The organism is Sphingobacterium sp. Lzh-3 (assembly GCF_046764375.1).
GTDB lineage: Bacteria > Bacteroidota > Bacteroidia > Sphingobacteriales > Sphingobacteriaceae > Sphingobacterium.
This window is the reverse complement of the sequence record NZ_CP177226.1, coordinates 4,030,034-4,050,306: the sequence shown is the minus strand read 5'-3', so window position 1 is coordinate 4,050,306 and position 20,273 is coordinate 4,030,034. Positions and strand designations below refer to the sequence as shown.

Here is a 20,273-nt window from a genome sequence, read left to right as displayed (position 1 = left end):
TTTGCAATTATACTAAATACGAAACAAACTCCCGTTTATTATCTGTCAAAAGGAATATTTGTTCGTGAATAAGAAAATAAATGTTGAAGAGCTTTAGTTCCAGCCCGGAAACTGCAATAATAGACTCTGTCAATTTTTCTCTTGTGGATTGCACTAGCCTGATTTGATAACGATTGTTTCTGTCTTTTTCATAGAAAGCCCAAATAAAGTAGTCATTCACCGTATTTATCCAGATCTCACCATCAATTGGGAAGTCCTTTAAAAAAAGGGGAATTTCACCATTGTAGATAATTGGATAGACGAGCGCGCTGGCATAAGGTTTAAAGGGAATTTCATTTTTGCTTTCAATTGACATCGATTGGAGATTCAAAAATAACTGTAATCCCTGTGTTATTACTTTGGGTCTAATGAGCATGCCTTGATCGACTAGACCGACGAAGATGTAGTTGAACCAGGTTTCTTGAAGCTGTGGATTGTAGCAATCGATTACCTGTATGCCTGCGTCGATAGGTGAATTATTGGCAATCTTCTTAAGAATTAATTTTTTGCATTGAATTCCAGCTAGGACCCACTCTTTGGCTATTGCCTTGAAGTCTTGTAATACGTAAGACCCTTCGAAAGTGACTACATTAAAATAGGGTAGGGTATCGTCTGGGTTTCTGGTCTCCACAGCGATCAATTTATTCTCCGCATCGATTTCTATCCGCCAAATGGGGTATGTAAAAATGAAATTGAATGCTTTTGAAATTGTTTGATTTGCCATGTAATTTTCAATCCAAGGGGACAAACTTAGATAAAGTTGGCTTTATATACAAGTATAATTATGAGATAAGTCGGTTTAAGCAGAATTTTTCAATATGGGAAGGGAATTTTGGCGACGTGATCTTCAGATATTGGTTTTTATCATTCGCCTTGATCTGGCTGACTGTGATAAACGGAGAACGTCCAGGCTTGCTGGACGTTCTTTTAAATAATTAAAACTTTGAACCGATGGTCAAAATGACACTCGTTCTTTGATTTTTGATATCTGCTAGTGGGCTGGATGATTTCCAGTGAGCCTCATCAATAATATATGGGCTTTCTTTAAAATTTACGGCATTATAAGCACCTGTTAAATCGATGTACATACCGCGACCAAGTTTAGCTCCAACACCTAGTGAAGCTGTATAGTCTGTATAATCAGCATTTTTGTAAGGATTACCTTTGTAGTTGAAACCGGCTCTTCCACTAAATACATTATTTAATAGAACTTCACCACCGATTCTTGCATTAATTGCACCTTGGTAAGTATCTTTGATACTTTGATTCATTCTATCTTCTTGCATTTGGTTGTAACCGCCAGCATCTTTATAGCGAATCGCAGCATAATCTACCCACTCCACATCGGCTGTAATCAAACCTTTTGAAAATAATTGGCTAGCCCCTAAGGAAAGGCGGTAGGGAGTATTCATGTTATATTCCCATGAACTATTACCTATTTTGTCGTTTGTTACGAATTGAGCACGGGCTTCATTTGCATTGGGCAAAAAGTAATTAATTTTAGTATAATTTTCGGAATCATCCTTGATATTCATAAAGGTCGGTGACTTGGCAGTGAACCCCATACTAAAAGTAGGCGTAAACTTATAGATCATACCTAATTTAAAATCAATTCCTGTGCCATCCGTAATCTGATTATAGGTTTCAAATAGCTCGTAATCGTTGTCGAGATATTGATACTCAGGGTTTTTTGGGTTTAAAAACACAGACTTGCTATTGTAATCCTTTAATTGTGCTTCGGTCATTGTTTGACCATATTCAGTGAATACGTTAGCCGTATTATAGTGGAAGCTGGTGAAACCTAGGGATGCACCTAAGTAAAGCTTGTTGCTATAATTTGCTCCAAAAGACAATACAGATTCCGATTTACTGCCTTTTTCATAAATAGAATTGACTTGTTCGTTCCCAGGATATGATCCCATCTTTTTACCGATGGCAATCGGATAGAAATCCTTTGAATTATTTGGGTCGTCATCAACCATAAATGAATTTTGATAGAAATCCTGTCCCCAACCTCCGGCATTGCCTTCAGTTGCTAAACGATCGGCAAAGGAATGGGTAATGGAATTGTCTGTATTAACTCCTCTATATTCTAGCCGGTTATCATATACATAGTTTCTGTTATAGGCGATACCGACGTTGAAATTTAACCAGCCTCGATCGAGGTTGCCACCATTGCGGTAAGTCGGCAGGTGAAAAACAATTCCGGCATTGTCTAAATTGAAATTATTCTTACTGCTGTTCGAATTCTGACCGAAATAGTCTGTTTTATTTTTATTGTTAAGGTATCTGGCTGTTACGGATATATCAGACTGATTGAAGTAGCCCAAACCTGCAGGGTTACTCGTAATTGAACTTATATCTCCACCTAATGCGGTAGATGCATTTCCCATGGCTTTAAAACGAGCTGTTCCGCCATTGTCCCCTTGGGAAAATAAAAGTACATCTTTCGTATATTGCGCTTGAGTAGTCCCTGCTGCACCTAAAATGAATGCAGTTCCAAAAAGTAATTTTTTGATTGTCATATGCTAAAATGTCGTCAATACTAAATTAGTAGCATACAAGAAATTGTATGCTACTATTTAAAATGCTTTTAACTATCGAGTACGTCCCCCACCTGATCTTGAGCTACCGCCTCCAGAGAAGCCTCCTCCCGAAGATCTAGAACTACCACCTCCAGAGAAACCACCGCTGGAGCGGGATGATGAACCACTATCATAGCTTCTTGTTGGTGGAGTATATGATGGTCTCGACGTCGAGCTTGGGTTGCTGGAACGTGTTTCCATCGAACGGCTCATCTGACGAGATACCTCACCTGAGCTGTTTCGTGATCTGGAATCATTATTATAATATCCACTAGAGGTGCTACGTGTGTTGTTTGGATAAGAACCATTGACTCTGTCCGATGTTCTTGAACGTGTACCGTCTGAATAAGCTCTATTCGATACACCATCCGATGTTCTTGTTCTACCGTTTGATCGATCATAAGCAGAACCCCGTGTTACAGAACCGTCAGAAGTTCTTGACCTGTTGGAAACAGAGGTAATGCGGCCTCTTGAATCGCGAGCTACCCCAGTACGATCGTACCCCCCAGAATTTCGGGCAACACCATTACGGTCATATCCTCCTGCTGTGCGGGATCTTGATGATGAACTACGTGTGTTATAGTTGTCTCTGTATACAGACCTATTCGAAGCATAACGTGGTCTTGAGTTACCCCAGTAACCACCACCCCAGTAGCCGTTTCCATACCAACCAGATCCCCAGTAGCCACCGCCGTACCAGCCACCCCAAGGTCTGTAACCACCATACCATGGAGATCCCCAGCCCCAGCTAGAACCCCATCCCCATCCGAGGCCGATAGACCAAGATGAACCCCATCCAGAGTTCCATCCCCATCCCATTCCGAACGATGGGCCATATCCGTACCAACCGCCGAAACCATAACCATACCATGGATCAAAAAATGGGTCGAAATACGTCATGCCCGGACTAGCGTAATAGAAACGGTTGATACGATTGGCATATTCAAGATCTTCATAGGAATCACTGTTGTAATCCTGATCAGAATACTCATCATCATAGTAACCGCCTTGTGCCTGTCCATTTGGTTGGGACTGATCTACATCTGTGTAATAATAGTCTGGGCTTTGGTAAACTTTTTGTCTCGCTTGCCCGTTATTGCCATAGACATCGTCGCCATAGATTTGCCTACTCGTACCGCAGGAACCCAGCATGAACGCTCCTGTTATGGCAAGTGCTCCGATAAATAATCTATTTTTTTTCATAATATCCTAAATCGTTATTTTCGATTATACAGCCTTATTTACTATCTTAGACGCAAATTTCTCAAGGGGGTTTAATCGAAGTAATCAAAAATACAAATATTTTTTATTGAACGCTTTTCGTATTAGAATTACAGACGAGATTTAACGTAATAATGTTACAATAATTTATCAATTTCATATGAGTAAAGGAATAACAAGTCGTGCTGAAGATTATTCACAATGGTATAACGAGCTTGTGATTAAAGCTGATCTAGCTGAAAATTCAGCTGTACGAGGCTGTATGGTGATCAAACCATACGGATACGCTATCTGGGAAAGGATGCAGGCAATCTTAGATAAGAGATTTAAAGAAACAGGTCATAGCAACGCTTATTTCCCTTTATTCATTCCCAAGTCGTTTTTTTCTAAAGAGGCGGCGCATGTGGAAGGTTTTGCTACCGAATGTGCGGTGGTAACACATTATCGATTAAAAAACGACGGTACAGGTAAGATCGTAGTGGATGAAGAGGCGAAGTTGGAGGAAGAGTTGATCGTACGCCCGACTTCGGAAACGATTATATGGAATACCTATCGTGGATGGATTGAATCTTATCGTGACCTCCCAATTTTGGTCAATCAATGGGCGAACGTTGTACGTTGGGAAATGCGTACACGTCTTTTCTTACGTACAGCTGAGTTTTTATGGCAAGAAGGGCATACGGCGCATGCAACAAGTGAAGAGGCTATTGCCGAAACTGAGCGTATGCTTGATGTCTATGCCGAATTTGCTGAAAATATTTTGGCAGTGCCTGTCGTACGTGGTAGAAAAACCGAAAACGAACGTTTTGCGGGAGCGTTGGATACCTATTGTATCGAGGCTTTGATGCAAGATGGAAAAGCACTGCAAGCAGGGACGTCGCATTTTCTTGGCCAAAATTTCGCAAAAGCATTTGACGTAAAATTTACCTCTAAAGAAGGTAAGTTAGAGCATGTGTGGGCAACTTCCTGGGGTGTTTCTACTCGTCTGATGGGGGCATTGATTATGGCGCACTCGGATGACCAAGGATTGGTATTACCACCAAAATTGGCTCCAATTCAGGTTGTCATAGTTCCAATTTTTAAGACTGAAGAAGAAAAAGCACAAATTGATGTATTTGTGAATCAGTTAACAAATGAATTGAGGGGGAAAGATATCTCGGTGAAATATGACGATCGGGATACTCAGCGTCCGGGCTTTAAATTTGCAGAGTGGGAATTAAAGGGCGTTCCTGTTCGTGTGGCTGTTGGAGCAAGAGATATGCAAAATGGTACTGTTGAATTGGCGCGTCGTGATACCCAAACGAAGGAGACGGTTGCTCAGGAGGGACTGGCTGGTACGATTGTACAGTTGCTAGATACCATACAAGAAAATATATACCAAAAAGCATTAGATTTCAGAACCTCTCATTACACTGAGGTGAATTCTTATGATGAGTTTAAAGAAGTGTTGGAAGGTAAAGGTGGGTTTATTTCCTGTCATTGGGACGGAACAACCGAAACGGAGAAACGTGTAAAAGAAGAAACTAAGGCGACAATCCGCTGTATTCCTTTGGATGCGAAGGAAGAGGATGGTATTTGTATCTTTACTGGAAAGCCTTCTAAACGCCGTGTACTGTTTGCAAAAGCCTATTAATCGTTTTGTCCTATGAGGGTACTCATTTTAGGATGTGGCTGGCTCGCAGAGTCTTTTGCGATATATATGAAGCACCGAGGTCATGAGGTCTGGGCAAGTACGAGAACATATGAAAAATACCATCGGCTTAATGCTGATGGTATTTTTTCGTTTATCCTGGATTTTGATAAGGAAAGTTTTCCTGAGATGAGTGACATACCTACTCACTTTGACTTCGTATTGAACAGTATACCTGCAAGTCAGAAAAATAGTGTAGCGATCCTTGAAAATAGATTTTCGAATATCAGCTTGTTTTTTGGTCACATTACATGGAGTAAACATGTTTTCTTAAGCTCTATTGGTATTTATCCGGATAAAGATGGCGTATTTGATGAATCCTATGCAGATACAACCTTACTTTCATCAAAACTTTTGCTTGCTGAAGCAAGTATGTTGGGATTGGCTGATACACTCATTTATCGTCTGGGAGGTTTGTTTGGAAAAAATCGTGTTTTTGCCAAATATTTTTCTGAGCGTATCTGTACGACCGGTGAGCAGCCGGCTAATTTTGTTCATATCGACGATGTGGTCAGGTTATTGGAGGAGGCATCTTGCCGCGCGCTTAGATATAGGGTTTATAATGTTGTTGCTCCCTTACACCCTAAGAAAATGGATGTTATTCTGGCATCGGCAAAAAAATATGGCTATGCTTTACCTCTTGCGTTCGAAGCGGCGGATGCAACTCAAAAAATAGTTAGCGGAAAATTACTTCTAGAGGAACTTGATTATCAATTTGTCCTGCCTGATCCTTTGCAATTTTAATTCATTTTTATTTTAAAAAGAAAAATGAATTTATGATTGTCAGCGTGAAAAAATTAAATAATTTCATTATTTTAACATCAATTCTACGAAGGAAAATTTAAGTAGAAAGTCATATTTGTTGAAATTTATTGATATCGATGGATTTTTTCAAGATATCGACATATTCCTTTAAACAAACCGATAATAGATTTAGTATTTTAACAGCTTATTAGAAATAGAGCCATGACAAATGTAGAAAGACATCAATATATCTTAAAACAATTAAAGGAGGTCGGCGTAGTTCAGGTAATTGATCTATGTGAGGAATTGGGCGTTTCCTCTGTAACCATTCGGAAAGATTTGACCTTGTTGGAAGATAGTGGATTGTTGTTTAGAACGCATGGCGGGGCAACACAATATAATCCTTATACGACTGACCGTACAGTATTTGAAAAAGAGAAGCTTCGTTCGGACGATAAAAGTCGGATCGGAAAAAAAGCGGCTGAAATGATTGAGGAAAATGATTCAATCATTATCGCTTCAGGAACGACTATGCAGTCGCTGGCAAAGCAGATCACTCCTAAAGGAAATATCACTGTCGTAACTTCGGCATTGAATGTTGCGATGGAATTGATCAAATATCCTTCGGTTGAAATCATGCAGATGGGCGGAACGCTTCGCAAGACTTCAACATCGGTAACTGGAAAGTATGCGGAAAATTTATTGCAGGATTTTTATTGCAGTAAATTATTTTTGGGTGTGGACGGTATTGACCTAGAATATGGTGTGTCAACGTCAAGTGCGCAGGAGGCACAATTAAATCGCATTATGATCGATACGGCTCAAAAGGTTGTCGTACTAGCAGATTCGTCTAAATTCGGACGGCGAAGCTTCGGGCGGATTTGTGGTTTTGATAAAATTGATATATTAATTACCGATGATAAAGTAAATACAAGCTTTGTGGAATCGTTAGAAAAAGCTGGGGTAAATGTTATTGTTGTTTAACACGGCTTAACTAAAAATCAAAGCGGAGCTGCTTATTTTTATCATAAAAAATGTCCCCAAAAGAGTTTTTAACTCTTTGGGGACATTTTATTTATGGATAGTTTTTTTAGCTCAGTGCCGGCTCTTGCTGGCTTAAACAGTGGAAACTTCCCAGCCCCCAAATAATGTCGACGGAATTTATTCCTATGACTTTACGTGTAGGGAAACAGCCTTGGATGATATCCAGTGCTCTTTGGTCATTTTTATCGTTGAAGATCGGTACAACAACAACATCGTTTGCAATGTAGAAATTAGCATAAGAAGCTGGTAATCTTGTTTCGTCATAGATAACAGGAGCTGGCATTGGGAGCTCAATGACATGCAGAGGCTCTCCATTTAGGAGTCTAAATGAACGAAGCGTTGCTAGATTTTCTTGAAGTATTTCGTAGTTTTCATCTGTCGGATCTTCCTCAACAACCGTTAAAACTGTGTTTTCGTTGACGAAACGTGTGATGTCATCAATATGCCCATCTGTATCGTCTCCAACGATACCGTCTCCAAGCCATAAAACTTGTTCCTGACCATAAAATTCTTTCAAATAGGTTTCTATTTGTTCTTTTGTCAGGTGTGGATTTCGGTTTTCATTCAGTAGGCAAGCTGTTGTAGTCATAATAGTTCCTGCACCATTAAACTCAACGGAACCGCCCTCCATGACGATATCAGGGGTGAATAAAGGGAGATTAAATTCTTTGGCAATGCGTGTTGGTACGACATCGTCTAAATCGAAAGGTGGGTATTTTCCACCCCAGGCATTATACCCCCAGTCGACAACTGCTTTTTGATTTGTTGCTTGGTTAATTATAAAAGCGGGACCGTGGTCTCTACACCAAGCATCGTTTGTCGGATTAAAATAGAATTCGATATTGCTAAAATCGGTTGTCACTTCTTTGAGCGCGGTAATAGCAAAATTTTGCATTTCCTCGTTAGCGACGTTAATCCTTACTTTTTGCCCGGTTGCTACGACTTTAATAAATTCGCAATAGGGTTTGTATATTGTTTCGATCTTCCCAGGCCAGGATTCCTCTTTATGTGGCCAGCTCAACCATAAGGCTTCCTGCTTTGCCCATTCTGCGGGAAATGAGAAGCCCTGTTGTTTCGGGGAATTGTCAAAATAGTCCTGTGTGAATGTCTTTTTTTGTTCCATACTTATTTTAATGGGATTAAAAAAAGCCATTTCAGTTCGTTTCAGCACAGTTGTGTGCGTTCGAAACTGAAATGGCTAGAATATCCAATATTAGTCTTCGTCAATAAAACGTTTGGTGATAGGTGCGTATGTTTCGATTCTTCGGTCTCTCAAAAATGGCCAATGTTTTCTGAAATAATCCGATTCATTTAAGTCCAATTCGACAACCTCAATTTCCTCCTTGTCGTGGGAAGCGAGGTAAAGCAGTTTGCCCTGTCCATTTGTTACGAAGCTTCCACCCCAAAATTTCATCGCGCCATTTTGTTCAAATCCTACACGGTTAACGGATACAACAGGAACACCATTTGCAACGGCATGGGAGCGTTGTATTGTTTGCCACGCATTGTATTGATCTTTGTTGGTTTCTTCATCTTGATCTGTTGCCCATCCAATAGCTGTAGGGTAGAATAAGATTTCTGCACCCATCAATGCGGTAATTCGAGATGCTTCAGGGTACCATTGATCCCAGCAAATTAAAATGCCTATTCTTCCAAATTTTGTTTTGAATACCTTGTAGCCTAAATCTCCTGGGGTAAAATAGAATTTTTCATAAAATGCAGGGTCATCTGGAATATGCATTTTGCGATATTTTCCTAGATAGGAACCATCGGCATCCAGTACGGCAGTTGTATTGTGGTACAGTCCTTCCGCTCTTTTTTCAAATAATGAAGCGATAATTACGACTCCGGCTTCTTTAGCGACTGTCGATAGTGCGTCGGTCGATGGGCCAGGAATGGATTCTGCCAGTGCGAAATTGTCATAATCTTCCACATCGCAGAAATATAAAGAGGTAAATAGTTCTTGCAGACACACAATTTGCGCACCTTTTGCAGCGGCTTCTTTTACTTTAGCGATAGCTTTTTCGAGATTCTCTTGTTTGCTTGCGGTACAGCTCATCTGTACAACTCCAACTTTTACTTTGCTCATTCTTTAATGCTTATTTTAATTCAAGCACAAAGATACTATTCTTAATTTGGATTTGGTCTGTGGGAAAAACAAAAAGAGCTCTTAGAGCTCTTTTCGTAATCTTGCTACAGGAATATTCAATGCTTCCCGATATTTTGCCACCGTTCGCCGCGCGATATTGTATCCTTTTTCTTTTAGGATCTCAGTTAGTTTCTCGTCAGCCAAGGGTTTCCGTTTATTTTCTTTTGCGATGCACTCTTCCAATATTTTCTTAACCTCTTTATTGGATACTTCTTCACCGGAATCCGTCTGGATAGCTTCAGAGAAAAATGATTTTAAGAGAAATGTTCCGAATTCTGTTTGTACGTATTTTGAATTTGCTACCCGCGACACCGTAGATATATCCATGTCGATTTTATCGGCGATGTCTTTCAGTATCATGGGTTTTAATTTTCGATCATCACCCGTGAGGAAATAATCATATTGGTATTCCATGATTGCATTCATTGTTTTTAGTAAGGTTTGTTGACGCTGTTTTATTGCATCAATAAACCATTTGGCTGAGTCAAGTTTTTGTTTGACGAATTGTACAGCCTCTTTCATTTTTTTATCCTTTTGATCCGATTTCTCGTAATGCTCGAACATGTGTTGGTAATCACGACTTATGCGAAGCTCAGGTGCATTTCGGCCATTTAAAGTCAGATGCAGTGTTCCATCATTATTGCTGATATGGAAATCCGGGATAATATGAAGCTGTTTGCCCGCGACTGCACCAGAATCTCCTGGTTTAGGATTAAGTTTTAGGATCTCGTTGACGACGTTTTTTAAATCCTCTGATGAAACACCTAAAGATTTTTCTAATTTATCATAATGTTTTTTGGTGAATTCTTCAAGGTAATTCGCTACGACTTTAATAGCGAGTTTGATTGTGGGGTTTTGGGTATCTTTTTTTTGTAATTGGATCAATAGGCACTCTTGTAGGTCTCGTGCTCCAATTCCAGCAGGTTCAAAATCTTGAATTACCTTTAGCATATCAAGTACTTCCTGCTCATCGGTCATTACATTTTGGCCAAAAGCAAGATCGTCGACAAGATTGATGATGGGCCGGCGTAAATAGCCGTCGTCATCTAAACTGCCAATAATTTGTTGGCCAATTAAAAAATGTTTGTCATCTAATGCCAAAAGGTCTAATTGTTGTTGTAACTGCTCGTAAAAAGAGTGCTGAATAGCAACAGGCATTTCTTTCCGGTCATCATCGTCGTCTCCATAGTCATAGCCACTGCCGTAATCTTTGAAATCATCTTCCTGAATATAGTCTTCTAAACTAAAGTCTTCAGAGTCGAACCCATCTTCATTGTCAAAATTATCATCTGGATCTTTATCGGGATATTCTTCTATAGGATCCGTCATATTCGTCAAGCTACCATCTTCTAACGCAGGGTTTTCTTCTAATTCTTCCTTGATTCTAGCATCTAATGAAACCGTCGGAACCTGCAACAATTTTATAAATTGTATTTGTTGCGGAGACAATTTCTGTAATAGCTTTTGTTGTAATGTTTGTTTTAACATGCTAATAGTTGACTTTTTTACATCTAAATTTAAACAAATATCATTATTATTTTAAAATAAAATCGATAATAATTGAAAAATGGGTATAATATTTGTGGAACGCGGAGCCAAATTTATAAACAAGAGTAGATTCGGCTTGTTTTCTCCAGACATCCCCTTTGCTATTTAATTGTCGTGGTAATTTTCAAAATTAATCCTTTGGAACCATATCATATTTTACAGTTGTTTATTGTCTGTTTTTTATTGTTAAAAAATGTAAATAGTTGATTACAGCGATTTATTTAGTTGTATATTTAGCCCCTGAAAATAGATATAAAGGCATATTTGATGGGCATAAAACCTTTTGCTTATCGGATGTGTTGAATATAAGATAAATTTCCATTTATGTTTAAACGTATTAAGAATAGGATTCTTCGTTATCTCGTTATAGCAATATATTTTATCATTATATTGGTTTGTGCTATACAATTGAATTTTTTGTGGCTTTTCGGTTATTCTCCAACAAAAAAGGATATTGTTATGCCAAGTGTTAATATTTCAACGGAGTTATATACCGCAGACAGTGTTTTAATCGGGCGGTATTTTGATGAGGATAGGAATCCAATTCCATTTGATAGTATTCCGAAGTCAGTGACGAATGCGTTGATCGCAACTGAGGATGTACGTTTTTATAGTCATAATGGTGTTGATTTTTTCGGACTTGGGTCAGGTATTATCTCTACATTAAAAGGAGATAAGCGTGGCGCAAGTACCATTACGCAACAATTAGCTAAAAATCTTTATCGTACACGTTATAATAAGGCGGGCGGTTTATTGACACGTCTTCCTGTTGCGGGCTTGGTGGTGACAAAGTTCAAGGAGTGGATGACGGCTTATAAATTGGAACAACGCTATTCCAAAAATCAGATATTGGAAATGTATTTAAATACAGTATCCTTTAGTAACAATGCGTATGGTATTGAGACTGCTGCAAAGCGCTATTTTTCAAAGGGGGCTAATCAATTGAATCAAAATGAAGCTGCTGTTTTGATCGGAATGTTAAAAGGTACGACCTTATATAACCCTATTCGCAATCCCGAAAATGCTTTTGTGCGGAAAAACACGGTTTTAAGCCAGATGTATAAAGGCGGTTTTTTGAAAAAAGAGGAATATGATCGTCTGGTTAAAGAGAAGATTGTTTTGAATACGAATAGTCAAGACCTGAATGCTGGGGGAGATTCTTACTTGCGTGCTGCTGTTGCTAAGTGGTTGGAGAAATGGTCTGAGGATAATAATTACGATATCTATACAGACGGTTTGAAAATTTACACCACGATAAATTCTAAGCTTCAAAAACATGCTGAAGAGGCTGTGGCGAAACAAATGGTCGAATTGCAGCAACGTCTAAATAATACCTGGGAAGGACAGGAGCCTTGGCGCGATTTATCAGGTAAGGTTATTCCGAACTTTTTGGATAATTTGGCAAAGAAAACTCCTTATTATGCTTTTTTAAGCAAAAAATATGCAAATACCCCGGATAGCATCAATTACTTCTTGAATAAAAAGAAGAAGATCGAAGTCTATAATTGGAGGGATGGTAGTAAGATCGAAAAAGATATGTCCACAATGGATTCGTTGAAGTATTATGCTATGATGCTAAATGCGGGAATGATGTCTATGGATCCATATTCGGGTGAAATTAAAGCGTGGGTGGGTGGTATAAACCATCAATATTTTAAGTATGATCACGTGATGCAGGCGAAGAGACAGGCTGGTTCTACATTTAAACCCTTTGTATACCTGGCTGCTTTGGAGTCGGGGATGTCTCCATGTGACAAGATTACAGATAAACCCGTTACAATCAAGATTGATAAAGGGGACTCTGTGGAGATATGGGAGCCTAAAAATGCAGACTGGAATTTTTCCTATCGTGAAATGTCTTTGCGTCACGCAATGGCGCGTTCAATTAATTCGGTAACGGTACAATTGACTGATATGGTTACGCCTGCAAAAGTAGTCGATGCAGCGCATCGTTGTGGTATTACGAGTAAATTAAATCCAGTTGCCTCGGTGGGTTTGGGGCCAAATGATGTTTCTGTTTTTGAGATGGTGAATGGGTACTCGACGATGATGAATCATGGCGAGCGTGTTACTCCTTTATTGGTGTCTAAGATCGAAGATCATGACGGTAATGTGATTGCGACCTTTCAGGCGGAACGTAAACAAGTTGTGGATAAGCAAGATGCCTGGTTGATGACCTATATGCTTCGTGGTGGCATGGAAGAACCTGGGGGTACCTCTCAGGGATTGTGGGAGTGGGACTTGTTTGATAAGGAAAATGAAATTGGAGGAAAGACAGGTACTTCGTCTGAATATGTGGATGGTTGGTATATGGGGGTGACGAAAGATTTGGTCACAGGTGTATGGGTTGGTTGTGACGAGCGGAGTATTCACTTTAAAAATTCCCATTCGGGAGAAGGTTCCCGTACAGCATTGCCGATATTTGGCGTATACATGGAGTCAGTATATAAAGATAAGCAGTTGGGGTATACGCAAGGTAAGTTTCCTAGCCCGACTGTCGAAATTACAAAATCTTACAAATGCGAAACTCCCCGCTATAGCGATCCAGAGCCAGAGCAGAGTGATTCTACGCAGGTAGATGAGCCCGCTGATGAAGGATTAATAGGGCCACAGGAAGAAGGCGCTGAAGAAAATCATGTTGAGCGTAACCATACTGAAGGCGGAGATAACAGTGTTCAGTATGAAGGATTATTACCCTCGGAGAAGGATAGTAGCCGAAATTAAATACGACGCTTAAAGATTTATAATTAAAAATATAAGATGGCCGCCTAGTTTACTAAGGTGGCTTTTTTTATGTTAAGCGGCGTAGTGGGAGTCTCTTTTGGTGAAAGCGTGGTGTTGCTGTGGGAAAAGGTTGTTCCAGTTTGGGTTGGATTTACGGATGAGCCTTTCAATCTGCATAGTTGTGAAATGCTGCAGTTCGTTTATTTTTTTGTTGGCTATCTCCAAGCTAGTAAAAGCTTCTGTGTAGATTATCCGATTTAACCTTGGGCCTTGGTTGAAAATAAAGCTATTAGATTGCTCCAATTCCAATACTTTGCTGAATATGTTGGAACTAAGCCCAATTTCAAAGTGTTTACGATTGCTGTCTGTTAATATATATACAATAAAATTATTCATAATGCTAAATTATTTGGACGTTTAAAATATATTTACTAATTTTATTGGCACAATATTACTAATAAAATTAGTTTTTGCAAAATATTTTTTTGAAAAAATAATATGTCAAATATTTCGTCCAATCTAAAATTCCTTCGAAAAGGAAAAAAAATCACGCAGCAACAATTTGCTGATATTATGGAAATTAAACGTGCGTCGGTGGGTGCGTACGAAGAAGATAGGGCTGAGCCTAAATATGAGTTGCTGAAGAAGATTGCTGAATTCTATGGTTTGACTATGGATGAGTTGGCAAATGATGTTATTGATGAAAAATGGAAGCCGGTTCCCAAAAGCAATGCATCTAATTTAAGGGTGCTTAGTGTTACGGTGGATGCGGATGATCGTGAGAATATTGAACTCGTTCCGGTTAAGGCAAGTGCGGGGTATTTAAATGGGTATGGAGATCCGGAATATGTCGCTGAATTGCCTAAATTTTCACTTCCTATGTTTGGTCAGGGAACATTTCGTGCTTTTGAAATAAAGGGCGACTCTATGTTGCCATTACCTTCAGGATCCATTATCGTAGCGGAGTATGTGGAGAATTGGCATGATATTAAGCCTGGGAGTACCTATGTTGTGGTTTCTAAGGAGGATGGAGTGGTTTATAAACGTATCGCTTTTAAATTTAAAGAGGATAAAGGTTTGAAGCTTGTTTCCGACAATAAGACCTATGAGCCTTATTGGGTGGAGACTGCAGATATTCTTGAGGTATGGAAAGCAAAGGCTTTTATCAGTACGCAGTTGCCTGAGCCTACTCCAGAGCCGACAATGGAAACGCTGACAAGTATGATGGCGCAGATGCAGAAGACAATTAATGCAGTTGTGGATAGTTCAAAATAGTGAAAAATTAATTGCGTGTTTTGGCGTTGGCTACTTTGAAAGAATTTTAATGCACCCAAAAAGAGCGAAACATTGTTTTTATAAGGGGTAGAGGTATGTTGAATATAAAAACAATGTTTATAAGTTTGTTTTTTATTTTATAAAATGCTATATTTGCATATCTGAAAGGAAGGGGGCTCGTATTGCCCCCTTTTTTTAATTCAATTAATTAGCATTTCTAGAAACAGAACAATGCAGCATGTAGAAAAACGAGTTATTGAACTCATCGAGGAGAAAATAGCAGATCGCGAGGATTTGTTTATTGTCAGTGTGAAAATGCGTCCAAATAAAATTCTTGAGATTCTTTTGGATGGGGACAATGGGGTTAGTATTGATGATTGTGCACAGGTGAGCCGTCATGTTGGTTTTCATCTGGAAGAGGAAAATGTAATTGATAATGCCTATCGTTTAGAGGTATCATCCCCTGGAATTGATGCTAATTTTGTCAATATAAGACAGTATCAAAAGAATATTGGTCGCACAGTTCAGGTGAAATTGAACGATAATGAAAAAATTGAAGGCGCATTGTTGGCCGTAGACGATACGAAGATCACTGTTCTTCAAAAGGTAAAAGAAAAAGGTAAAAAAGCACAAGAGGTAGAAAAAGTACTTCCTTTTGATCAAATAAAAGCAACAAAAGTGGTAATTTCATTTTAATAATAATGAGTAACAGCAACATCAATCTGATAGACTCTTTTCAAGAGTTTAAGGAGTTTAAGAATATCGATAGACCTACTGTTATTACAGTATTGGAAGAGGTTTTTCGTAGTATGATCCGCCGCCGTTTTGGTACGGATGAAAATGTGGATGTTATCGTGAATCCAGATAACGGAGATTTGGAGATTTGGAGAACGCGCGTCGTTGTTGAAGATGAATTTTCAGAAGATGATGATCTTGAAATCGAATTGGCGGAAGCTAGAAAACATGATGAAGATTTGGAAGTAGGCGATGATTTTATTGAACAGATCACATTAGAAAGCTTTGGTCGCCGTGCAATTTTAGCTGCGCGTCAGACGCTTGTGTCTAAGGTTTTAGAATTGGAAAAAGATGAGGTCTTTAAAAAATATAAAGATAGAGAAGGGGAGTTGGTTATTGGTGAAGTTTATCAGATTTGGAAGAAAGAGATCTTGGTATTGGATGAGGACGGTAATGAATTAATTCTTCCTAAATCAGAGCAAATTCCAGCTGACTACTTCAAAAAGGGCGATGGTATTCGTGCTGTTGTACATAAAGTGGATATGATGAATAATAACCCAAAGATTATTATTTCACGTACTGCGCCTGCATTTTTACAACGTTTGTTTGAACTTGAGGTTCCTGAAATTTTTGATGGTTTGATTACGATCAAGAAAATAGTCCGTGAACCAGGAGAAAGAGCAAAGGTTGCAGTTGAGTCTTACGATGATCGTATTGATCCTGTAGGAGCTTGTGTGGGTATGAAGGGATCCCGTATTCATGGTATTGTTCGCGAATTGCGTAATGAGAATATTGACGTGATTAACTTTACAACGAACCATTCGTTGTATATCGCTCGTGCGTTGAGTCCAGCAAGGATTAGCTCAATCAAAATCGATGAAGAAAATAAGACTGCGGCTGTATATTTAAAATCGGATCAAGTTTCTTTAGCAATTGGACGTGGAGGACACAATATCAAGTTGGCTGGGAAATTGACTGGTTATGAAATTGATGTTTATCGCGAAAATGACGAGTTTGATGAAGATGTTGATATCGAAGAATTCAGCGATGAGATTGAAAGCTGGGTTATTGATGAATTGAAACGTGTAGGTTTGGATTCAGCGAAGTCAGTGTTGTCTCTGAGTGAGGAAGAATTGGTTAGACGTACCGATTTGGAAGAGGATACTGTTCGTGAGATTGTACGTATTTTACAAGCTGAATTTGAATAAAATTCAGCTCGTTAATTTTTTTCTATCTAACATTCGGAATAAATTGTTTATGGATGGAAAAAAACATATTTTTGTAATTATATTAAAATAGTTTATATTATAGATGACTGAAGGAAAAGGAACAAACTTGCTTAAAGCAGCAAAGGAACTCAACATCGGGATACATACCGCCGTGGAATGTTTAGTGAAAAAAGGATATGATGTAGAAGCAAAGCCTAACACTAAATTGAGCGGAGAGATGTATGGTGTGCTGTTAAAAGAGTTTCAGGGAGACAAATCACTGAAAGATGAAGCTAAACAAATTGTTATTGGCAAAATTCGTCGTGAGGAGTCGCCGTCCACTTCTCCTAAGGAATCATCTAAGAATGAGGATTTCGAAGATCATGATGAATCAAAGGAAATCTTGGTCAAGAATACGGTAGAAATCCCTTCTGTTAAAGAAGCTACTCCTGAAAAAGCGGAGGAACCCGTTCATCAAGGTGGAATGAAGGTGGTTGGTAAAATTGATCTTGACGCATTGCATAGAGGTGGAAGTAAGATCAAGAAGGAAGAGCCTGTAAAGGAAGAACCGAAAGCCGTCAAAGAAGTTCCTGTAGAGGTTAAAGCTGAAGCTAAGGTGGAAGAAAAGAAGGAAGCCGAAGTCAAAGCGCCTATTGTTGAAGCGAAAAAAGAAGAACCAAAGGTTATTGAGAAAAAGCCGGAAGCTGTAGTGCCAAACGCTGAAATTCAAAAGCCCGAAGTAAATAAAACTGAAGTAAAAGCAACTCCGGTTGTAGAGACAAAAACTGAACCTGTGAAGGTAGAAGACAAGAAAAAAGAAGAAACAGCACCTAAAGCTGTACCAGTAACTCCAATAGTGGAGCCTGTGAAAAAACAAGAAGATGAAATTATTTCTGCTCGTGCAGAAAGATTGACAGGGCCTAAAGTCATTGGTAAGATTGAATTACCATCTGCTAGACCTTCCCACAAACCGGTGGCTTCATCTTCAAATGCTGGAAATAATAATGAGAAACGTAAGCGTAAGCGTACGAATCCAAATGGTCCAGTAAACCCAAATGCGGGGCAAGGTCAAGGTCACAATAATCAAAACCGTGGACCGCGTGATGGTAACAATCCCAACAATCGAGACCAACAAGGTAACCGCGGTGGGAATCATGGTAATAACAACAATCCGAACAATCGTCAAGGACAAAACAGCAACCAACATCATGGTAGACCGGGACAAGGTGGTAATAGCCAACATCCAGGTAGACCAGGACAAGGTACGAGACCGCAACACGGAAATCGTTTTGATAATAGAGGAAAGGGAAGACCTGTTGAGAATAAGGAAGAGCCTACTGAAAAGGAAATCCAAGATCAAATCAAGGCAACACTTGCTCGTTTGAGTGGTGCAGGTAAATCTGGCAAATTTGCGCAACGTGCCAAATTGAGACGTCAGAAACGTGACGATGTTGCTCAACATGCTGAAGAAGCAGCAATGGAGCAAGAAATGATGGCGAAAGTATTGCGTGTTACAGAATTCGTAACTGCAAACGAATTAGCTAATTTGATGGACGTTCAGGTAACCCAAATTATTGCAACTTGTATGAGTTTGGGTATGTTTGTGTCAATTAATCAACGTTTAGATGCGGAAACTTTAACAATTGTAGCGGATGAATTTGGTTATCAGGTAGAGTTTATCAAACCTGAGGACGAGGAGACTGCTGAACTTGAGGAACCAGATAACGAAGCGAATTTGATATCAAGAGCCCCTATTGTAACGGTCATGGGACACGTTGACCATGGTAAAACATCTTTATTGGATTATATCCGTAAGGCGAACGTTACTTCAGGTGAGGCTGGTGGTATCACCCAACATATCGGTGCATACGCGGTGAAATTGGAGGATGGTCGTAAAATTACATTCTTGGATACTCCCGGTCACGAAGCTTTTACGGCTATGCGTGCCCGCGGTGCCAAAGTGACGGATATTGTTATTATCGTTATTGCAGCGGACGACGCTGTCATGCCGCAAACAAAAGAAGCAATCAACCACGCGCAAGCAGCGGGAGTGCCAATCGTATTTGCATTTACTAAAGTAGATAAACCGGGAGCAAATCCTGATAGAATTCGTGAGCAGCTTTCTGCGATGAATATCTTAGTTGAAGACTGGGGCGGTAAGTTCCAAGCGCAAGAGATTTCAGCAAAAACAGGAGAAAATGTTGACCTATTATTAGAGAAAGTTCTATTGGAAGCTGAGATGTTAGATCTAAAAGCTGATCCGACAAAACGCGCTGTTGGTTCAGTAATTGAAGCAGCTTTGGATAAAGGTCGTGGTATCGTGACAACGGTATTGATACAAAGTGGTACATTACGTGTTGGAGATCCAATTTTAGCGGGATCGCATTCAGGTAAGGTGAAGGCTTTGACGAATGAAAGAGGTGAACGTGTTAAAGAGGCAGGACCTTCTGTTCCAGTCCAAATCTTGGGTATGGCAGGAGCGCCAACAGCAGGGGATAAGCTTTATGTTCTTGAAAGCGAGTCTGAAGCTAGAACTGTAGCCAACAAACGTCTTCAGTTACAACGCGAGCAAGGCATGCGTGCAACTAAACATATTACCTTGGATGAAATCGGTCGTCGTTTGGCCATCGGTAACTTTAAAGAACTTAATATTATCGTTAAAGGTGATGTGGACGGTTCTATTGAAGCATTATCAGATTCATTGTTGAAATTGTCTACTGACGAGATCCAAGTTAATATTATTCATAAATCAGTGGGAGCGATCTCTGAATCAGATGTATTGTTAGCTTCTGCTTCCGATGCGATCATCATAGGTTTCCAAGTACGTCCAACACAGAATGCACGTAAGTTGGCAGAGAACGAGCAAATTGATGTACGTTTATATTCGATCATCTATGACGCGATTGATGAAATCAAGTCTGCAATGGAGGGTATGTTGGCTCCGAAATTTGAAGAGAAAATTGTTGCTGAGGTTGAAATCAGAGAAACCTTCAAAATTTCTAAAGTTGGTACGATTGCTGGATGTATGGTTCGCGAGGGGAAAATTAACAGAAACAATGATATCCGTGTAATTAGAGATGGTGTCGTTATTCACACAGGTAAGTTGGCATCTTTGAAACGTTTCAAAGACGATGTGAAAGAAGTTTCAATGGGGTATGAATGTGGTTTAAATATTGACCGTTTCAATGATATTCAAGTAGGAGATATTGTTGAAGCCTACGAACAAGTTGAAGTGAAGCGTAAATTGTAATCACTTAATTATACAGTAATAAAACAGAAAGCGGCATTGATTTAAATCAATGCCGCTTTCT

The 20,273-nt window shown here is 39.4% G+C and carries 15 protein-coding genes; 8 read left to right on the top strand and 7 right to left on the bottom strand.

All coding sequences use genetic code 11. The features are described from left to right. Positions 1 to 7: 7 nt before the first annotated feature. From ACLCDV_RS17195 to ACLCDV_RS17185, 3 genes are all read right to left on the bottom strand, one after another. Entirely contained in the window at positions 8 to 763 is a 756-nt protein-coding gene (locus tag ACLCDV_RS17195; protein WP_411971743.1) for a hypothetical protein, read from the bottom strand. A gap of 211 nt (positions 764 to 974) precedes the next feature. Further along, positions 975 to 2,564, bottom strand: a complete 1,590-nt coding sequence (locus tag ACLCDV_RS17190; protein ID WP_411971742.1) for an OmpP1/FadL family transporter — start codon at positions 2,562 to 2,564, stop codon at positions 975 to 977. A 72-nt stretch (positions 2,565 to 2,636) separates the two neighbouring features. Next, positions 2,637 to 3,827: a hypothetical protein gene (locus tag ACLCDV_RS17185; RefSeq protein WP_411971741.1), complete on the bottom strand. Its 1,191-nt coding sequence runs from the start codon at positions 3,825 to 3,827 to the stop codon at positions 2,637 to 2,639. Between the two features lie 178 nt (positions 3,828 to 4,005). Between ACLCDV_RS17185 and proS the strand changes: the two genes are divergently transcribed. From proS to agaR, 3 genes are all read left to right on the top strand, one after another. Continuing rightward, entirely contained in the window at positions 4,006 to 5,478 is a 1,473-nt protein-coding gene (proS, locus tag ACLCDV_RS17180; protein ID WP_317665507.1) for a proline--tRNA ligase, read from the top strand. Positions 5,479 to 5,490: 12 nt separating this feature from the next. Next, positions 5,491 to 6,279 (top strand): GDP-L-fucose synthase, encoded by a 789-nt coding sequence (locus tag ACLCDV_RS17175; protein ID WP_317665508.1) that lies wholly within the window; start codon positions 5,491 to 5,493, stop codon positions 6,277 to 6,279. 222 nt (positions 6,280 to 6,501) lie between these two features. After that, complete coding sequence (agaR, locus tag ACLCDV_RS17170) at positions 6,502 to 7,263, top strand: transcriptional repressor AgaR (protein WP_317665509.1); 762 nt, start codon at positions 6,502 to 6,504, stop codon at positions 7,261 to 7,263. Positions 7,264 to 7,369: 106 nt separating this feature from the next. Here agaR and ACLCDV_RS17165 read toward each other — a convergent pair whose 3' ends face one another. The 3 genes from ACLCDV_RS17165 to rpoN all read right to left on the bottom strand — a co-directional run bounded on the left by ACLCDV_RS17165 (position 7,370) and on the right by rpoN (position 10,960). Continuing rightward, complete coding sequence (locus ACLCDV_RS17165; protein WP_411971740.1) at positions 7,370 to 8,446, bottom strand: agmatine/peptidylarginine deiminase; 1,077 nt, start codon at positions 8,444 to 8,446, stop codon at positions 7,370 to 7,372. 90 nt (positions 8,447 to 8,536) lie between these two features. Further along, entirely contained in the window at positions 8,537 to 9,412 is an 876-nt protein-coding gene (locus tag ACLCDV_RS17160) for a carbon-nitrogen hydrolase (protein WP_411971739.1), read from the bottom strand. Positions 9,413 to 9,493: 81 nt separating this feature from the next. After that, positions 9,494 to 10,960: an RNA polymerase factor sigma-54 gene (rpoN, locus tag ACLCDV_RS17155; RefSeq protein WP_411971738.1), complete on the bottom strand. Its 1,467-nt coding sequence runs from the start codon at positions 10,958 to 10,960 to the stop codon at positions 9,494 to 9,496. Between the two features lie 519 nt (positions 10,961 to 11,479). On the opposite strand from rpoN, the gene ACLCDV_RS17150 reads away from it, so the two are divergent. Beyond that, on the top strand, positions 11,480 to 13,744 hold the full coding sequence (locus tag ACLCDV_RS17150) for a penicillin-binding protein 1A (protein ID WP_317665511.1): 2,265 nt from the start codon (positions 11,480 to 11,482) through the stop codon (positions 13,742 to 13,744). A gap of 72 nt (positions 13,745 to 13,816) precedes the next feature. Here the strand turns inward: ACLCDV_RS17150 and ACLCDV_RS17145 are convergent, their stop codons facing one another. Then, positions 13,817 to 14,140, bottom strand: a complete 324-nt coding sequence (locus tag ACLCDV_RS17145) for a hypothetical protein (RefSeq protein ID WP_317665512.1) — start codon at positions 14,138 to 14,140, stop codon at positions 13,817 to 13,819. A gap of 102 nt (positions 14,141 to 14,242) precedes the next feature. On the opposite strand from ACLCDV_RS17145, the gene ACLCDV_RS17140 reads away from it, so the two are divergent. The 4 genes from ACLCDV_RS17140 (at position 14,243) to infB (ending at position 20,212) form a co-directional block, all read left to right on the top strand. Beyond that, positions 14,243 to 15,019, top strand: coding sequence for an XRE family transcriptional regulator (locus ACLCDV_RS17140; protein WP_411971737.1), 777 nt, complete (start codon positions 14,243 to 14,245; stop codon positions 15,017 to 15,019). Positions 15,020 to 15,250: 231 nt separating this feature from the next. Further along, positions 15,251 to 15,715 carry a ribosome assembly cofactor RimP gene (rimP, locus tag ACLCDV_RS17135; protein WP_411971736.1) on the top strand — a complete coding sequence of 155 codons (465 nt, stop codon included), beginning with the start codon at positions 15,251 to 15,253 and terminating at the stop codon, positions 15,713 to 15,715. Between the two features lie 5 nt (positions 15,716 to 15,720). Then, positions 15,721 to 16,962 carry a transcription termination factor NusA gene (gene nusA / locus ACLCDV_RS17130; protein ID WP_070567754.1) on the top strand — a complete coding sequence of 414 codons (1,242 nt, stop codon included), beginning with the start codon at positions 15,721 to 15,723 and terminating at the stop codon, positions 16,960 to 16,962. Between the two features lie 103 nt (positions 16,963 to 17,065). Beyond that, positions 17,066 to 20,212 (top strand): translation initiation factor IF-2, encoded by a 3,147-nt coding sequence (gene infB / locus ACLCDV_RS17125; protein WP_411971735.1) that lies wholly within the window; start codon positions 17,066 to 17,068, stop codon positions 20,210 to 20,212. The last annotated feature ends 61 nt before the right edge of the window (positions 20,213 to 20,273 follow it).